Annotated in this window: 17 protein-coding genes and 1 pseudogene; 8 read left to right on the forward strand and 10 right to left on the reverse strand. The window is 32.2% G+C overall.

Annotation, left to right across the window (positions count from 1 at the left end; all coding sequences use genetic code 11):
* The first annotated feature begins 45 nt into the window (after positions 1-45).
* The 4 genes from Z054_RS0105215 (at position 46) to Z054_RS0105230 (ending at position 5129) form a co-directional block, all read left to right on the forward strand.
* Complete coding sequence (locus Z054_RS0105215; RefSeq protein ID WP_024769024.1) at positions 46-531, forward strand: hypothetical protein; 486 nt, start codon at positions 46-48, stop codon at positions 529-531.
* Between the two features lie 7 nt (positions 532-538).
* On the forward strand, positions 539-3463 hold the full coding sequence (locus tag Z054_RS0105220; protein ID WP_084050110.1) for a glycoside hydrolase family 3 N-terminal domain-containing protein: 2925 nt from the start codon (positions 539-541) through the stop codon (positions 3461-3463).
* 46 nt (positions 3464-3509) lie between these two features.
* The gene (locus Z054_RS0105225; RefSeq protein ID WP_035090713.1) at positions 3510-4412 is read left to right on the forward strand and encodes an aldo/keto reductase; all 903 of its coding nucleotides are present in this window, start codon (positions 3510-3512) and stop codon (positions 4410-4412) included.
* A gap of 261 nt (positions 4413-4673) precedes the next feature.
* On the forward strand, positions 4674-5129 hold the full coding sequence (locus Z054_RS0105230; RefSeq protein WP_024769027.1) for a hypothetical protein: 456 nt from the start codon (positions 4674-4676) through the stop codon (positions 5127-5129).
* A gap of 25 nt (positions 5130-5154) precedes the next feature.
* Here Z054_RS0105230 and rsmD read toward each other — a convergent pair whose 3' ends face one another.
* Genes rsmD through Z054_RS0105245 form a run of 3 tightly spaced genes read right to left on the reverse strand, consistent with a single transcriptional unit; the run spans position 5155 to position 7143 of the window.
* Complete coding sequence (gene rsmD / locus Z054_RS0105235; RefSeq protein ID WP_024769028.1) at positions 5155-5691, reverse strand: 16S rRNA (guanine(966)-N(2))-methyltransferase RsmD; 537 nt, start codon at positions 5689-5691, stop codon at positions 5155-5157.
* 2 nt (positions 5692-5693) lie between these two features.
* Positions 5694-6518, reverse strand: a complete 825-nt coding sequence (locus Z054_RS0105240; protein ID WP_024769029.1) for a DUF3822 family protein — start codon at positions 6516-6518, stop codon at positions 5694-5696.
* Positions 6499-7143 carry a type II secretion system protein gene (locus Z054_RS0105245; protein WP_024769030.1) on the reverse strand — a complete coding sequence of 215 codons (645 nt, stop codon included), beginning with the start codon at positions 7141-7143 and terminating at the stop codon, positions 6499-6501. The genes Z054_RS0105240 and Z054_RS0105245 overlap by 20 nt, the downstream gene beginning before the upstream one ends.
* A gap of 136 nt (positions 7144-7279) precedes the next feature.
* Between Z054_RS0105245 and Z054_RS0105250 the strand changes: the two genes are divergently transcribed.
* From Z054_RS0105250 to Z054_RS0105260, 4 genes and pseudogenes are all read left to right on the forward strand, one after another.
* A complete protein-coding gene (locus tag Z054_RS0105250; protein WP_024769031.1) occupies positions 7280-8707 on the forward strand; it encodes an ATP-dependent DNA helicase in 1428 nt (475 codons plus the stop codon).
* Between the two features lie 136 nt (positions 8708-8843).
* Positions 8844-9548: pseudogene (gene kdsB, locus Z054_RS32395) on the forward strand (3-deoxy-manno-octulosonate cytidylyltransferase); the annotation flags it as partial.
* Between the two features lie 78 nt (positions 9549-9626).
* A complete protein-coding gene (locus Z054_RS32400; protein WP_024769032.1) occupies positions 9627-10688 on the forward strand; it encodes an iron-containing alcohol dehydrogenase family protein in 1062 nt (353 codons plus the stop codon).
* 60 nt (positions 10689-10748) lie between these two features.
* Positions 10749-11267 (forward strand): 1-acyl-sn-glycerol-3-phosphate acyltransferase, encoded by a 519-nt coding sequence (locus Z054_RS0105260; protein ID WP_316929919.1) that lies wholly within the window; start codon positions 10749-10751, stop codon positions 11265-11267.
* On the opposite strand, the gene Z054_RS0105265 is transcribed toward Z054_RS0105260, so the two are convergent.
* The 7 genes from Z054_RS0105265 to Z054_RS0105290 form a co-directional block, all read right to left on the reverse strand.
* Positions 11264-11764 (reverse strand): hypothetical protein, encoded by a 501-nt coding sequence (locus Z054_RS0105265; RefSeq protein ID WP_241461388.1) that lies wholly within the window; start codon positions 11762-11764, stop codon positions 11264-11266. The two genes, Z054_RS0105260 and Z054_RS0105265, sit on opposite strands and share 4 nt — an antisense overlap.
* A 98-nt stretch (positions 11765-11862) precedes the next feature.
* Positions 11863-12588: a YebC/PmpR family DNA-binding transcriptional regulator gene (locus tag Z054_RS0105270; protein ID WP_024769035.1), complete on the reverse strand. Its 726-nt coding sequence runs from the start codon at positions 12586-12588 to the stop codon at positions 11863-11865.
* Positions 12589-12759: 171 nt separating this feature from the next.
* Positions 12760-13047, reverse strand: coding sequence for a 4a-hydroxytetrahydrobiopterin dehydratase (locus tag Z054_RS0105275; RefSeq protein WP_024769036.1), 288 nt, complete (start codon positions 13045-13047; stop codon positions 12760-12762).
* A gap of 36 nt (positions 13048-13083) precedes the next feature.
* Positions 13084-14034, reverse strand: a complete 951-nt coding sequence (locus Z054_RS0105280) for a hypothetical protein (protein WP_024769037.1) — start codon at positions 14032-14034, stop codon at positions 13084-13086.
* Between the two features lie 286 nt (positions 14035-14320).
* Complete coding sequence (locus Z054_RS31580; RefSeq protein WP_161635244.1) at positions 14321-14482, reverse strand: hypothetical protein; 162 nt, start codon at positions 14480-14482, stop codon at positions 14321-14323.
* Between the two features lie 184 nt (positions 14483-14666).
* The gene (locus Z054_RS0105285) at positions 14667-15248 is read right to left on the reverse strand and encodes a Maf-like protein (protein ID WP_024769038.1); all 582 of its coding nucleotides are present in this window, start codon (positions 15246-15248) and stop codon (positions 14667-14669) included.
* Between the two features lie 3 nt (positions 15249-15251).
* On the reverse strand, positions 15252-16154 hold the full coding sequence (locus Z054_RS0105290) for a geranylgeranylglycerol-phosphate geranylgeranyltransferase (RefSeq protein ID WP_051473678.1): 903 nt from the start codon (positions 16152-16154) through the stop codon (positions 15252-15254).
* Between the last annotated feature and the right edge of the window lie 220 nt (positions 16155-16374).

Raw genomic sequence — 16374 nt, forward strand, 5'->3', positions numbered from 1 at the left:
ATCGTAAATAGCAATAGTTTTTGTTACTTTAGTAAAAAATAGCTCATGTTGGTAGATTTTAATGACCTTCCGGAAACATCTCGAGTGTGGATTTATCAGGCAAATCGGTCATTCACGTTGGATGAACTGGAAGAAATCGAAAAAAAAATAAAAGAATTTATAACTCAGTGGACAGCCCATGGTGCTGATCTAAAAGCAGGTTATGAAATAAAGTATAAACGATTTATAACCATTGGACTAGACCAGGGGATGAATCAGGCAACAGGGTGCTCTATAGATGCCTCTGTTCGTTTTGTTCAGGAATTAGAACAAACATATGATGTAGACTTAATGGACAAGATGAATGTGTCTTTTAAGCAAGGAGAATTTGTAGCCTATAAACCTCTTACAGATTTTAAGAAAATGGCTAAAAATAGATCAGTATCCCCAAATACTATCGTTTTCAATAACCTGGTTACTAATATTGCCGAATATCGAATCAATTGGGAAGTCCCAGCAAGAGATAGTTGGCATAACCGTTTTTTAAATTAAAATTTTCGTGCGGCATATCATAAAAAAGTATTTTTATTTTATAATTTTTCTAATCACTTTTAGCGTTGATGCTCAATCAGAAAACCCTTTATTAGCAGAAGATTTTGAAACCCAACAAAGGTGGGTGGATAGCATTTATAATAGAATGACCCTTAAAGAAAAAGTGGGTCAGTTGTTTATGGTAAATGTATCTTCTTCTGATCCTCAAAGAGAAACAGATAAAATAAAACGACTCATTGAAGAGTTTATGATTGGAGGCGTTATTTTTTCTAAAGGAGGCCCCAAGCGACAGGCTAAGCTAAATAATGAATATCAGAAATTATCCAAAATACCATTATTAATAGGTATAGATGCAGAATGGGGGCTAGGTATGCGATTAGATTCGACACAGGCTTTTCCCTGGAATATGACCCTTGGAGCAATACAAGATAATCATCTAATAGAAGAAACAGGAAGACAAGTAGCAAGGCATTGCAAACGAATGGGAGTGCATATTAATTTTGCACCTGTTGTAGATATTAATACAAACCCTAAAAATCCAATCATTGGTAATCGTTCTTTTGGAGAAGATAAAGAAAAGGTAACTCAAAAAGCACTGGCTTTTATGAAAGGTATGCAACGAGAGGGGATTCTGGCTAGTGCAAAGCATTTTCCTGGCCATGGGGATACCGATACTGATTCACATAATACATTACCTACTATTAATTTCGATGCCAAAAGAATTGATAGTATCGAATTATATCCATATAAAAAACTTATTAATGAAGGGCTATCCAGTATTATGGTTGCTCATCTTAATATTCCTAGTTTAGAATATAGATCAGACTATCCGTCTTCTATTTCTAAAAAAGTAGTTTCTGGAGTATTAAAAGATAGTTTAAGGTTTGAAGGATTAATTTTTACAGATGCTCTTAATATGAAAGGAGCTTCTAATTTTAAAGCCCCGGGCGATATTGATTTAGCAGCTTTTTTGGCAGGAAATGATATTCTTTTAATGTCGGAAGATGTGCCATTAGCATCCCAAAAAATAGTATCTGCATATTACTCTGGAGCTCTTACAGAAGAGCGTTTATCGTATTCTGTAAGAAAGATCTTATTGGCTAAATATAAAGCTGGCCTTAATGCCTATCAACCTGTAGAAACAGATTTCCTTTATGAGGAATTAAATAGTGTAAAAAATAAAGTGCTGCTTCATGATTTGGTCGAAAATTCTTTGACTGTTATAAAAAATGAAAGAGCTACACTGCCGATTAAAAACCTTGACCTAAAAAAAATTGCTTATGTTTCCCTTGGAGACGATTCTGGAGAAACATTTTATGAAGAACTAAGCAAATACACTCAGGTCGAATGGGTAAAAGCCAATCAATTGGGTGAAATGGTAGAGCAATTAAAAAACTATAATTATGTTATTGTAGGTTTTCATAAATCTAACGACTCACCCTGGGCAGAATATAAGTTTAAGGATAAAGAATTGGTTTGGTTATACGAGATTGCCAGGTTAAACACTACAGTTCTTAGTATATTTGCACGACCTTATGCAATGTTAGATATGCTAACCACTACAAATTTTGAAGGTATAGTGATGTCCTATCAAAATAGTAAGGTGGCTCAGGAGAAAACGGCACAATTACTTTTTGGAGCTTTAGAGGCCAAAGGAAAACTTCCTGTAAGCATTGGAGAAGAATTTCCTGCAGGTACAGGATATGAGACCAGAGCCTTAAATAGGTTATCTTATGGATTGCCCGAAAGTGTAGGGATGAATTCTTATAAACTTAATAGAATTGATTCTATAGTGGATTTTGCACTAAAAGAAAAAATGGCACCGGGTGTACAGCTAATCGTTGCAAGGAAAGGAAAAGTAGTGTTTAATAAAAATTATGGATACCATACCTATAATAAATTTAGAAAAGTTAAAGGGTCTGATGTTTATGATCTGGCGTCTTTGACCAAAATATTAGCTACTTTACCGCTTACCATAGAGCTAAAGGATAAAGGAATAATTTCTTTAAATACTAGGGTAGGAAAGATGTTACCCTCTTTTAAGGGATCTAATAAAGAAAATATCACCTTAAGATCGATGCTGTCGCATTATGCAAAATTAAAGGCTTGGATTCCTTTTTATTTGCAAACAATGGATTCTGTGACACGAAAACCTGATAAGAAATATTATAGAAAAAGCCGCTCTAAAGATTTTAATATTGAAGTCACTAATAATCTTTATTTCAGAAGTGACATGAAGGATTCTTTACTTCTAAGAATTAGAGATAGTGAATTAAGGGATAGATTAAAATATAAGTATAGTGATTTGCCGTACTATCTTTTAAAAACATATATAGAGAATCATTATGGCAATACGTTACATAAGCTCACTCAGCAACATTTTTATAAACCATTGGGAGCTAATAATGCCTCGTATTTACCTTTAACGCAATTCAGAAAAAAGAGAATTGTTCCTACAGAGCATGATAGGATTTTTAGAGATGAGGTTGTTCATGGGTATGTTCATGATCAGGGAGCAGCTATGTTAGGAGGAATTGCTGGGCATGCTGGACTTTTTGCTAATGCTAATGATGTTACTAAGATAATGCAAATGTATCTCAATAAAGGATATTATGGCGGCAAGCAATATTTTAGAGAAGAAACATTAGATGAGTTTAATACATGTCATTATTGCCATCGAAATGTACGACGAGGAATAGGGTTTGATAAACCACAATTGGGTGATGTAGGACCGACTTGCGGTTGTATATCAATGACTAGTTTTGGTCATAGTGGCTTTACAGGAACATTTACCTGGGCAGATCCAGAACAGGAAATAATATATGTCTTTTTAAGTAATCGTACTTTCCCTAATGCCGCGAATCGAAAACTTATATCTCATGATATTCGTTCAGAGATACAAAGGTTAATATATGAAGCGATAGACTATTGATTGATAATGATGTTAAGAGTGGTAGTAATTTTCAAAAGTTAAAAATATGAGTATTAAGGTTTCGTGTCAAGATTCTATATGCTCGCGTATAGTAGCCGGGTGTATGAACTGGGGAGAATGGGGAGCTAATTTAACCATAGATCAAGCTCAGGAATTGATTGAAGGTTGTCTTGCTATAGATGTTACTACTTTTGATCACGCAGATATCTATGGGCATTATACTACAGAAACATTATTTGGTAATGCACTTAAAAAACAACCTTCTCTTCGCGAAAAAATGCAACTTGTTACCAAATGTGGTATTAAATTAGTAACACCTAACCGCCCTGATACTGTTATTCAATCATACAATACCAGTAAAGATTATATTATAAATTGTGCAGAACAATCTTTACAGAATCTAAATACAGATTATATAGATTTGTTTTTGATTCATAGACCAAGTCCGCTAATGAATCCTGAAGAGATTGCAGAGGCTTTTACCAAACTTAAAAATGAGGGTAAGGTATTGCGTTTTGGAGTGTCAAACTTTACGATACAACAATTTGAGATGTTACATAAGTTTATACCTTTGGCAACAAACCAGATAGAAGTCTCTCCACTTCATTTGGACCCTTTTGTAGATGGTACCTTGGATCAATGTATTACCGAACATGTTAAACCCATGGGGTATTCTACACTTGCAGGAGGAAAATTCTTTATGAAACAGCCTGAAGATAGGGTTGTGAGGATTAATAAAGTGGTTAATATGTTGTCTGAAAAATATAATGTTACGTCTGATCAGATTCTAACATCTTGGATTATAAAACATCCCTCTGGTATTCTTCCAGTTATTGGGTCGACCAAAATTAATCGTATTAAATCAGCAGTAGATGCTTTAGCGATTAAAATTACTGATGAAGAATGGTTTATGATTTGGGTAGCTTCTACAGGAAAAGAAGTGGCTTAAAAGAATGCTGTTTTGATCATAAATAGTCCTTAGATATGTAGTTGACTGTCAGTTTGTTTACTTAACATACTTATAAAAGAACTTTAACTATAACTACAAATAATGTTAAAATACATGTAAATTACTACAAGTTGCTATTTTTTCCTATATATTTAGTATTGAAAATCGAACGTTTATTTACAATTTTATGTAGTATTTGTAAACCGTAACATTTAAATTCTTCACAAATCGTTATTCCCCTAACCCCCTAACTCTAAACTAATGAATAAGTATAAACTAACATGTATCGGATTAGTGTTATCTATTTTTATTTACGTAACATCCATTGTCTTAGAATTAGAATTATTTGAAAAAGCTATTGCATTATTGGCAAGTATAGAGCAATTTGAATTTGACGAAATGATAATTCCAATATTAATATTTTTTGTATTTCTACTTATAGACACACGGCAAAATGCTAAAAAAGTAAAGATGGAAAATGCAAAACTAAATATTTATAAAGCTATGCTTTCTTCTAGTCATCATATCCTAAATAATTTCATTTACCAAATGGATATATTTAAAATTACAGCAGAAGATACTCCTGGGTTTGATGTCAAAGTTTTGGCCTTTTATGAAGAGATTATTAGTAATGCTGCTTATCAAATTAATTCTTTAAGCAACCTTACGACTATTGATGAATTTTCGATCAGAACCTCGGTAATGACTGAATCTTAATATATAAGGAGGCTTTTTTGTAGATTTATTTTTCAAAAAAACTAAAAACAGATCCTCCATATTTTCTCGAATTACTAAAATATGGTGATTCCTCGAGAGAGGTATGTTTAGAATGCTCAATAATCAAGACCCCATGCTCATTTAATAATTCATTTTCAAAAACTAATGTTGCAATTTTACTAAACTGATCTGTAGTAAAATCATATGGGGGATCAGCAAAGATGATATCTGTTTTTCGTTTTACTTTTTCGAGATAGCTATACACATCACTTTTTATGGTTTCAATAGGAGAGTCCAGTTCCTTTGCTACACTTTTGATATATCCAAGGCATGCATAGTGAGAATCTACTGCAGTTACATCCTCTGTTCCTCTGGATATGAATTCATAGCTTATGTTTCCTGTTCCTGCAAAAAGATCTAAAACAGATATTTGAGAGAAGTTGTATTGATTTCTTAAGATATTAAACAACGCCTCTTTTGCCATATCAGTAGTAGGACGTACGGGCAACTTTTTAGGTGCTGTAAGTCTTTTTCCTTTATATTTTCCTGAGATAATACGCATATTTAAAAATGACTAAGTAATACAAAATGTTTATGAGGCTCAAAAGATGCTATATCTTCTGTTATTTGTGGTTTCTGAAGAAGGCTTCCGAAACTTATGTGACGAATATAAGTATATGCAATATTGAAAAACTCACTATCTTTAGAAATATCTCCTAAAAATACCAAATTGAATTCTTCTGGGTTTAGTTGTAATTGCTCTGTAGTGTACAATAGGTAATACAAAAAATCTTCTTTGGTTTGATATTTATATGTATTACTTAATATCAAATTTCCTTTATTGATTACTATAATATCAAAAGAAGCATCATTCATGTTCGCAAAAACGGTAATAGATTCGCTGTTTTTTTCTTGAGTAAGCAAAGAATTTATTAGAATGGTACTGGAGTGTTTATAGGTAAAAGACCCAAATGTATCAAAAAAGAAATTATTAATATTGGTATAAGGAATGTATACTGTTACAATATTATGGGGATTCAATTCATCAAAAGCGATAAAATCATTTTGAAGCACCTTCGTGTTAAACTTAAGGTACTCATTTAATAATTTTTCGCTAAATAGAGGTTTAGGAACTACAGTGTATAGCTCATTCTGATATATTACCTCGATAGTATCAAAAACTTCTTTTAGGTTGTGATTGTGATCAAAAGTATATTTGATTTTATCAAGTACTTGTTTAGGACTTAATTGTATACCAAAGGTTTCGTGCTCTATAGATGTTATTTGATTATTAGTATTTACGGTACAAAAAGAAAGTCCATTCAAGCTTACCTGAATGGACAATGTTTTTGATGTATTATCAATTGTATTATTGATCGTTTGCACCATAAGTTCTTGGCCAGTTACCAGAAGTCATTACTTCTGTCATTGATCCTACCGAAAGAAACCCACCATTAACTTCATCAACAGAACGTACTTCTTTCTCTTGAGCTAATAAGTCTTTATCTTGATCGTGTAGTAATATATCTTTAGATACTTTAGCTTCAAAAACCGGGATTCTAAGGTCATTTTTGTTAATATAACCAGCATCCATTACAAAATTAGACTCAACACCACTTATAGGTATTTTAATCATATTTTTATGATTTCCTGTTTTGAATAAAGAATCTTTTACAGATGCATATCCAAGAGTGTCAACAATAACCGTATCTCTTGGTTCATCAATTTTGAGTATCTTATTAAATCTAATAAAACTAGAATCTCTTCTTTGGGTTAATGTAAATTTAGCAGTATCTATAAAAGCAACTAATTTAACAGGATCTTTAGCAAATTTTCCAGTCACTGATCTGTATGCTAATTGAGCTGTACGAATATCTCTTAAATTTTCAACAGCTTTTGCATATCTAGCTTGCTTTATTTTATTGAACTTTACAGGACCATTAACAGAATTGAATACTAAGTATCCCAAAACTCCTATAATAACCCACAGAACTAATTGAACAACAATTTTCATTTTATGATTTAGCTTTAAACATTAGTGTATACGCAAATCTACAATTTTTTTTTAATCGTAAAAGTTTATTGCCAAAAAATCATCCCTATCTTTGATTTATTAATAGAGATATGAACCATATAGACAAGTTTTTTTAATGAAGGAAAAAGAATTTTATGAATTATTAAAAGAAGATTTTCCTTTTGAACCTACTATAAAACAAGATATTGTCTTACAAAAACTATCTTATTTTGTGTTATCAGGGGCAAAAGAATCACTTTTTCTATTAAAAGGATACGCGGGTACAGGAAAAACTACTTTGATAGGATCTTTGGTTAAAAACCTATGGAAAGCTAAATTAAATGCAGTTTTACTTGCTCCTACGGGGCGTGCAGCCAAAGTGATTAGTAATTTTTCGGGAAAGCAGGCCCAGACTATTCATAGGAATATTTATTATCCTAAAAAGAATAAAAGTGGTGGATTAGCTTTTCAATTAAAACAAAATAAAAGCCGTAACACTATTTTTATTGTAGATGAGGCTTCTATGATACCAGATACTCCTAGCGATAGTAAATTATTCGAAAATGGATCTTTACTAGATGATCTAATGATGTATGTGTATTCTGGACATAATTGCAAAATTCTTTTTATTGGGGATACGGCGCAATTGCCACCTGTAAAATTAGAAGTAAGCCCTGCGCTTGATCCTAATAATCTTGCAATGGGGTTTAATAAAGAAGTTACTCAGATAGAGCTGGATGAAGTAGTACGACAAGCAGAAAATAGTGGTATTTTAATGAATGCTACCCGGCTAAGAGAAATTATTAATGATGGTTTTTACGATTCTTTTCAATTTCAGGTATCAGGATATCCTGATATAGTTAGATTTTTTGATGGTCATGAGATTATGGATGCATTAAATGAGGCATATTCTAGTGTAGGTCATGAAGAATCTGTGATTATACTTCGTTCTAATAAAAGAGCTAATATTTATAATCAACAGATTCGCTCAAGGATACTTTTTCAAGAAGAAGAACTATCACCCGGAGATTATTTGATGGTGGTTAAGAATAATTATTTTTGGTTAGACAATAAAAGTGAGGCTGGTTTTATTGCCAATGGAGATATAATTAAAGTTTTAGAGATTTTTTCTATAAAAGAATTATATGGATTTCGATTTGCAATAGTTAATGTTAATATGGTTGATTACCCAAATCAAAAACCTTTTGAAACTGTCTTGTTATTAGATACATTAACATCAGAAACTCCATCTTTATCATATGAAGAATCAAATAAATTGTATCAAGAAGTACTAAAAGATTTTGAGGATGAAAAATCTAAGTACAAACGATTTATGGGAGTAAAGAATAATAAGTTTTTTAACAGTTTACAGGTTAAATTCTCTTATGCTATTACATGTCATAAATCACAAGGAGGGCAGTGGGATAATGTGTTTATAGAACAACCTTATCTTCCGGATGGGATTAATAAAGATTATTTAAGATGGTTATATACGGCAGTTACCAGAGCCAAGAAAAAATTATACTTAATTGGGTTTAAAGATGATTTTTTTATTGAAAATTAAAATCTACAAAAGAGGCATATTTGGTGTTTTGTGATATAAAATATATGGTTGGCCCGAAAATTGATTAAAAAAAGTTATTTTTGCAACTCTAGAAAAGCAACAAATTTTGAACAAAAATACTCTAAAAACTATCGCGATGATACCTGCGAGGTATGCTGCCACGCGATTTCCTGGCAAGCTAATGCAAGATCTCGAAGGAAAAAGCGTCATAAGAAGAACATATGAAGCTACTCTAAATTCCGGACTTTTTGATGCTGTTTATGTAGTTACTGATAGCGATGTTATTTATAAAGAAATTACTTCTCATGGTGGTGTGGCTATTATGAGCAAGAAAGAACATAGCTGTGGCAGTGATCGAATAGCCGAAGCAGTCGAAGATATGGATGTCGATATTGTAGTTAATGTCCAGGGAGATGAACCTTTTACCGATAGGGAGAGCTTAGGAAAAGTATTAAGTGTATTTTATCAGGAAGACTCTGATCGTATAGATTTAGCTAGTCTAATGACTCCTATGGATGATTGGGATGATATCATGAACCCTAATAGTGTAAAGGTTATTGTAGATGAAAATAATTACGCATTATATTTTTCTCGTGCACCTATACCATATCCAAGAGATAAAGAAATAAACCATGTATACCATAAACACAAAGGTGTTTATGCATTTAAGAAACAAGCTATTTTAGATTTTTACCGTTTACCAATGCGTTCTTTAGAAGCGTCAGAGAAAATAGAATGTATTCGATATCTTGAATACGGTAAAAATATTAAAATGGTTGAAACGCACCACGAAGGTGTAGAAATCGATACCCCGGAAGATTTAGAAAGAGCAAAAAGAATAATAAATAAAGAAAATCTATTGAATCCAAAATCTATAATTACTCCAGAAGAATCTACTTCTATGCATAAAAATTTCCCAATGGTACCAAAAGTAGTATTTGGGAGAGGAGCTTTTAATCAGATTTGTGATATTATTTCGCCTGTGCGAAATGGTATTGCTCCTTTTATCTTTTTGGTAGATGACGTTTTTAAAAACAACACCTCATTTATTGAGGATAGGATACCATTATCGTATACAGATGAGATAATTTATGTATCAACTGTTGAAGAACCCAAAACATCTCAGGTAGATGAGATAGTTTCTAAAATAAGAAATGATTATCAATATGTTCCAAGTGGAATTATTGGAATAGGAGGAGGCTCTATATTGGATTTATCCAAGGCTGTAGCGATCATGCTTACTAATCCTGGAAGTGCTGCAGATTACCAAGGATGGGATCTGGTAAAAAATAAAGCTGTATTTCATGTAGGAATTCCTACGATTTCAGGAACAGGAGCAGAAGTGTCTCGTACTACAGTACTTACAGGACCCGAACGCAAATTAGGAATCAATTCTGATTTTACACCCTTTGATCAGGTTGTATTAGATCCAGAGTTAATAAAAGATGTTCCTAAGGATCAGTGGTTCTATACGGGTATGGATTGTTATATTCATTGCATAGAGTCGTTAGATGGAACGTATCTGAATGCATTTAGCCAGAGTTATGGCGAAAAGGCCTTAGATTTATGTAAAGAGATTTTCTTGGAAAATAATCTGAGTAAAGAAGAGGTAGATGCAAAACTAATGATGGCTTCCTGGCATGGCGGAATGAGTATTGCATATTCTCAGGTTGGTATTGCTCACGCTATGAGCTATGGACTGGCATATGTCCTGGGAACAAAGCATGGGATAGGTAATTGTATTGTATTTGATAAATTAGAAAAATACTATCCTGAAGGTGTAGCTGTATTCAAAAAAATGAAAGAATTTCATAATATTAGTTTACCTACAGGTGTTTGTGCTAATGTAACCGAAGATCAATTAGATGTTATGACTAAGGTTGCACTAAGCTTAGAACCACTCTGGGAAAATGCTCTAGGATACAATTGGAAATCTAAAATAAATGCTGATATGCTGAAAGAACTATATCGTTCTTTGTAAATTGCTTTTCAATCTTTTATTTTCATGCGATATTTTTCTTCCTTCATATATTACAAAATTATGGGCTGGAAGTTTGTCGGTAATTTCAGTGCTGATACGATTAAAAAGTGCATAGTTATTGTAGTGCCTCATACAAGTTGGCACGATTTCTATATTGGCCTTTTGATACGACAATTAGCTGGGATTAAGATAAGCTTTTTAGGCAAAAAAGAACTTTTTAGATGGCCGCTAGGTTGGTACCTTAGAAGGGTAGGAGGGATTTCTTTGGATAGAACTCCTGGCCAGAATAAGGTTGAAGCTATTGCAGAGATATTTAGAAAAAAAGATGAGTTACGTTTAACTATTGCTCCAGAAGGAACAAGGAAAAAAGTTAAAGAGTGGAAAACTGGATTTTACCATATTGCTAAAGCTGCAAATGTTCCTATTATTATGGTTGCTTTTGATTTTGGAAAAAAACAATGTGTAGTCTCTGATCCTTATTATCCCACAGAGGATATTAAAAAGGATTTCGAATGTATGTATAGTTTCTTTGTAGGGGTTAAGGGTAAAGTTCCTGAAAATAGCTTCGACGGAACTTAAAATTTTCGAATTTTTTCTTCAGGGATAGCTTCTTTAGATTTTTTCTTTGTATTTCCTGCTCCAAAAATAAGTTCTGTACTAGAAAAAGTAGAGCCAAAAGTCCTTGCAGCATAATATACTTGTGATATAGCACTGTTTACCTGCTCCTCGGTAAGTTCTTTTAAAGGATGAATATAAACCGACCATAAAATTTTGTTGGTGATAGCATATTTTACGTCAAGAGCAGAGTGAAAATTGGCAGTCATTGCATCAAGTAATAAATCTTTATCAAGATTGTCTGATGATGTAATAGGAGAAATAATTCTCATCCGATTATTGGTTTTATCAGTAACACAAAGCATTGGAGTCTCTTTGTATATAAATTTCCAGTTACCGGGAATACCATTTAGAGTATCTGCATTTTTTTTGATAATTAACTCTAGTTTGTCATTATCCATATGTTGGGAATGTAGTATGCCCACAAATGAAAATAGAAGAAGTATGGCTAATCTTTTCATAGCTTATATTTTATCTATAGTCGGGGTATTATAGTAAACATAACAAAAAAAGAGCTTAGCCATGCTAAACTCTTTTTTTATGATAACTAGAAATATCTTTATTCTTCAGAAGAAGACTCTTCCATGGTGTGGTAGACGTTCTGAACGTCATCATCTTCTTCTATTTTTTCCAGTAACTTTTCTACATCAGCAGCTTGCTCTGGAGTTATTTTTTTGGTTACCTGCGGGATACGTTCAAATCCTGAGGATAGAATTTCGATTTCGCGACTTTCTAATTCTTTTTGTATCGTTCCAAAACTTCCAAAAGGAGCGTAAATTAATATTCCATCATCATCCTTAAAAACTTCTTCTGCTCCAAAATCGATAAATTCAAGTTCAAGCTCTTCAGGATCTAGTCCTTCACTATTAATTCTAAAATTACAGGTGTGGTCAAACATAAACTCTACAGAACCAGATGTTCCCAGATTACCATCACATTTGTTAAAATAGGATCGTATATTGGCAACCGTTCTATTATTGTTATCTGTTGCTGTTTCTACCAAAATAGCTATTCCGTGAGGAGCATACCCTTCAAAAAGAACTTCTTTATAGTCACCTTGATCTTTATCAGATGCCTTTTTAATTGCTCTTTCGACATTATCTTTTGGCATGTTCACAGATTTGGCATTCTGGATCACTGCTCTTAGACGAGAGTTAGAAGCTGGGTCAGGACCACCTTCTTTTACAGCCATTACAATATCTTTACCAATTCGAGTAAACGCTTTTGCCATTGCTGACCAGCGTTTCATCTTTCGTGCTTTTCTAAATTCAAAAGCTCTTCCCATATGCTAATTTTAAAATCTAAATACAAACATAAGTAGAAACCAAGTGTTTGACAAATGTTTGTGTACGATCAATTTTGATTACGCCTAAAGTACCAAAATTCAAAAAGTAAAACAAGAAGTTTTGACCTTAGAATTTAATATTTATTTTTTGATTATAAATAAGTTTAACCCTTATTCTCCTTCGATAATATTATCTATAGTTTTTGCCAGTTTAAAATCATTTTCAGTAATACCGCCAGCATCATGGGTAGAAAGACTAATATGTAATTTATTATAGACATTTGACCAGTCTGGATGATGTTGTTGTAGTTCGGCTTCAAAAGCAATACGAGTCATTACAGAGAAAGCATCTTTAAAATCGTTAAATTCAAAAGTGGTATGAAGAGCATTATCATGGTATTCCCAACCATCAATAGTGTTTAGTTTTTCTTTTATGTCAGATTCTGATAATTTTACCATTAGTATAGTATTAGTTAGTTGTAAATTAATTGATGTTTATTTTTGATTCGTAAGTCCTAATTCATCACGTAAGACTTCATCTTTATTACTGTTTTTACCCCAGTAAGCAGATTTAATACTTTTGATTTTAGTTGCTTTTGTAGTAAGCTTCTTTGCATTGGGGCCAAACCCGCTTTTATATGTTTCTGTCCAATGCTCAATTTCATACGGAAAAGAGGCATTAAAAGTGATACTGATACTTCGATCAAGTTCGGGATATTCTATTGTATATGTATTAGTATCAGTGTCTTTTTGTACAGACGTCTTAGCCGAGTATGCTTTAATATCTTTATGTCTCAATCTAGAATACTCAAAAGAAGGGATGATTTGTAGGTCCCCTTGTGGTAATGCATCTGGATTGATTCTGATTTTTGCCCAAAGTTCATTTTCTAAAATAGCTTTGTCTAATTTAAAATCCTGATCCGCTTCATTCTCAAAATAGGAATGCGAGGTAATCTCAAATTGTTTTTTGTTATTTAATTGCGCATATACGTGACCACACCATTCTTGCATCGAATTAGATACTTTAATGGCATGTTGATTATCTGCTACAGGATAAAATGTACTTTGCATAACTGAATATGGGTAGATTCCTGTGTTAAACTTTTTGGTAGCATTAAGTTTTAAAACAGGTATGTTATTTGTGTTTTGACGATCTGCTTTCACCTGTTTTTTGGGTAAAAAATCTTCAGTAACATAAATTAGTACCGCCGTTCCTTTTCTTATTTCTCCATATCGAGCTTGTTCTAGTTGATATGATGATATTTCTGCTTTACCTGCATACCAGTACTTCTTAAAATCTTCAGATAGAGCTTTTGCAGGAGGCATCTTCTCTTTAATGATCTCATTAGATGTAGAAGCTTTGGTCACTTCGTCTGCCTTAATATTGCTACAAGCAATAAAGACTAATACGCCCAATAAAGCGAATAGTAGTATTGACTTTTTCATGATAACGTTTTTATATAGCAAATTACAATAAACCTTGGATTTGGCAAGTACTGTTAACGTTTCAGTAACTATCTAATTCTTTTAATTGATAGATGAATGAGAAATTACCTAATAATGTAGGCTGTATGGAGTGTTCTTTTTTATTCAATATGAAGATGAATCTATTTATAGTGATAAAGAAGTGTAGAATAGGTTGAAGTTAATAAACTAGTATGTTAAAGATGTATTTGGTAATTTAAAAATAAAAACGGGATCAATATATCCCGTTTTTATTTTTTATATAGTATTAGTTAGGCCCGCAAAAAACTTCATTCATACATACATATCCAGGAGGTAAGTATTGATCACATGAGTGACACATAACATAGGTCCAGCCTCCTTTTAAGGATTTTTGTTCTGTTTTGTTAAGTGTTTTGATACCGTTTAAGTTTAAGAGATTCTTTAGCATAATATTAAGTTTTAAAATAATAAAGAAATATAAACAAATTAAAAATCAAGTAATTACGGAAAAACCTCATTTAACATTTTGTTGTTAGATAAACTACGAGAAACTGAAAGATTAGGGAAGTATTATTTAAAATACTTGATGTGTATTGTATAATGAGTGTTTTAAGTTTGCTTGGATTGTGTTCCTAAGCTAATTGTCTTAATGTTTCATAAACAAGATGTGTGGGAAGCCCCATTACATTAAAATGACTCCCTTCGATATTAGATATTCCAATAAAACCAATCCATTCTTGTATACCATAAGCTCCTGCTTTATCCAGAGGTTTATAAGTTTGTACATAGTACTCGATTTCTTCTGTAGATAGCTTCTTAAAAGTAACCTTGGTAGTTTGATGTACTATAATAGTCTGATTGATTGTTTTAAAACATACCGAAGTAATAACCTCATGGGTATCTCCAGATAGAGAATTAATCATTTCTGAAGCTTCTATCAGGTTTTTTGGCTTGCCTAAGGCTTTGTTGTTATGCCAAACAATAGTATCACTGGTGATTAAAATATCTTTCGGATGTAAATCTGTAAATGCATTTGCTTTAAGCTTAGCCAGATAATCCGAAATTTCTTCGGCTTTGAGATGATCGGGATATATTTCGTCGACCTCTTTTAATTGTATTGTAAAATCCAGATCCAGGTCATTAAAAAACTTTTGTCTTCTGGGAGAACCAGATGCAAGAATTACATTTTTATTTATTAATATATCTTTTAACATACGTTATACTAAAACAAATTGATAAAATAAGAGTGAGATAGATGCGGTAAATAAAATTATCTTTAAAAGCAATGATAATCTGGTAAGTTGTTTATCTGATTCGGCACTAAAGCTTTTAATCATAAAATAGAGCAGTGGAGCAACAATAAGGATCAGTACAAAAATAACAGCTTTACTGTTTGAAAAAAGATAAGTGTATATATAATAAACAATAGAAAAAATAGGAAGTAATGTTAATACTCCAATTAATTTTGTTGTTCGATTTTTACCCAAAACTATTGGGATAGTTCTAATCCCAATATTATGATCTCTATCTATGTGTAGACAATCTTTTACTAGTTCTCTTAATAGCACAATAATGAATGTAAATATTGAGTAATCTAAGATAATAGAAAAAATAACGGTTTGTGATTCTCTGTTTTTTTCGGTGATAGCAGGAAGAAGATCAAAAATCCCCAAAACAATTAAACTCAATGCAGCAAGTAATGCAGGAATAAAATTTTTAAGAACTAAAATTTCTTTCAGATAAGATGCGTAGATATAAAATACTCCAGAAATTACTATAAACAATGCTGCAAAACCAGGTCTATCAATAAGATTGGCCAGATAAAACCCAATAAGTACCCCTACGATATTAAAAATAATGAATAATCGATTGGCTGATTTTTCAGTTATAGAATCATATAATAAGCCTTTTACACCAGTATCTTCTTGATTATAGATTTCAATAATTATATTACCCGCAGCAGCAATACAAAATGTAGCAATCATTAGAATAGCAATACCTAAACCATTTAGAGTAATAGCAATATTAAAGGGGGCAAATAGGCCGTATTTAATACATAATTGTGCAAAGGCAATTATAAGTAAGTTATCAAATTTTATAAGCTTCAAATAGGATAGCATAGAAGTGATTGGTTAATTAGTCAGCAAATGTAATAATTAATACTAATTTTTGGCCTATTAACATAGATACTTAAAAGCCTTGTTTTTACAGTAATGATTAGGTGTGTTAACGTTAATAGACGGTTAATGAAGGCTGGTTTTATTGATTCAAAAGATGTTTGCTATACTTTTGGGATCATCATCAATCAAAAAACGAATGGGTGCTAAAATAAAGAAAGTT

The sequence above is a fragment of the Aquimarina macrocephali JAMB N27 genome (assembly GCF_000520995.1).
Lineage (GTDB): Bacteria > Bacteroidota > Bacteroidia > Flavobacteriales > Flavobacteriaceae > Aquimarina > Aquimarina macrocephali.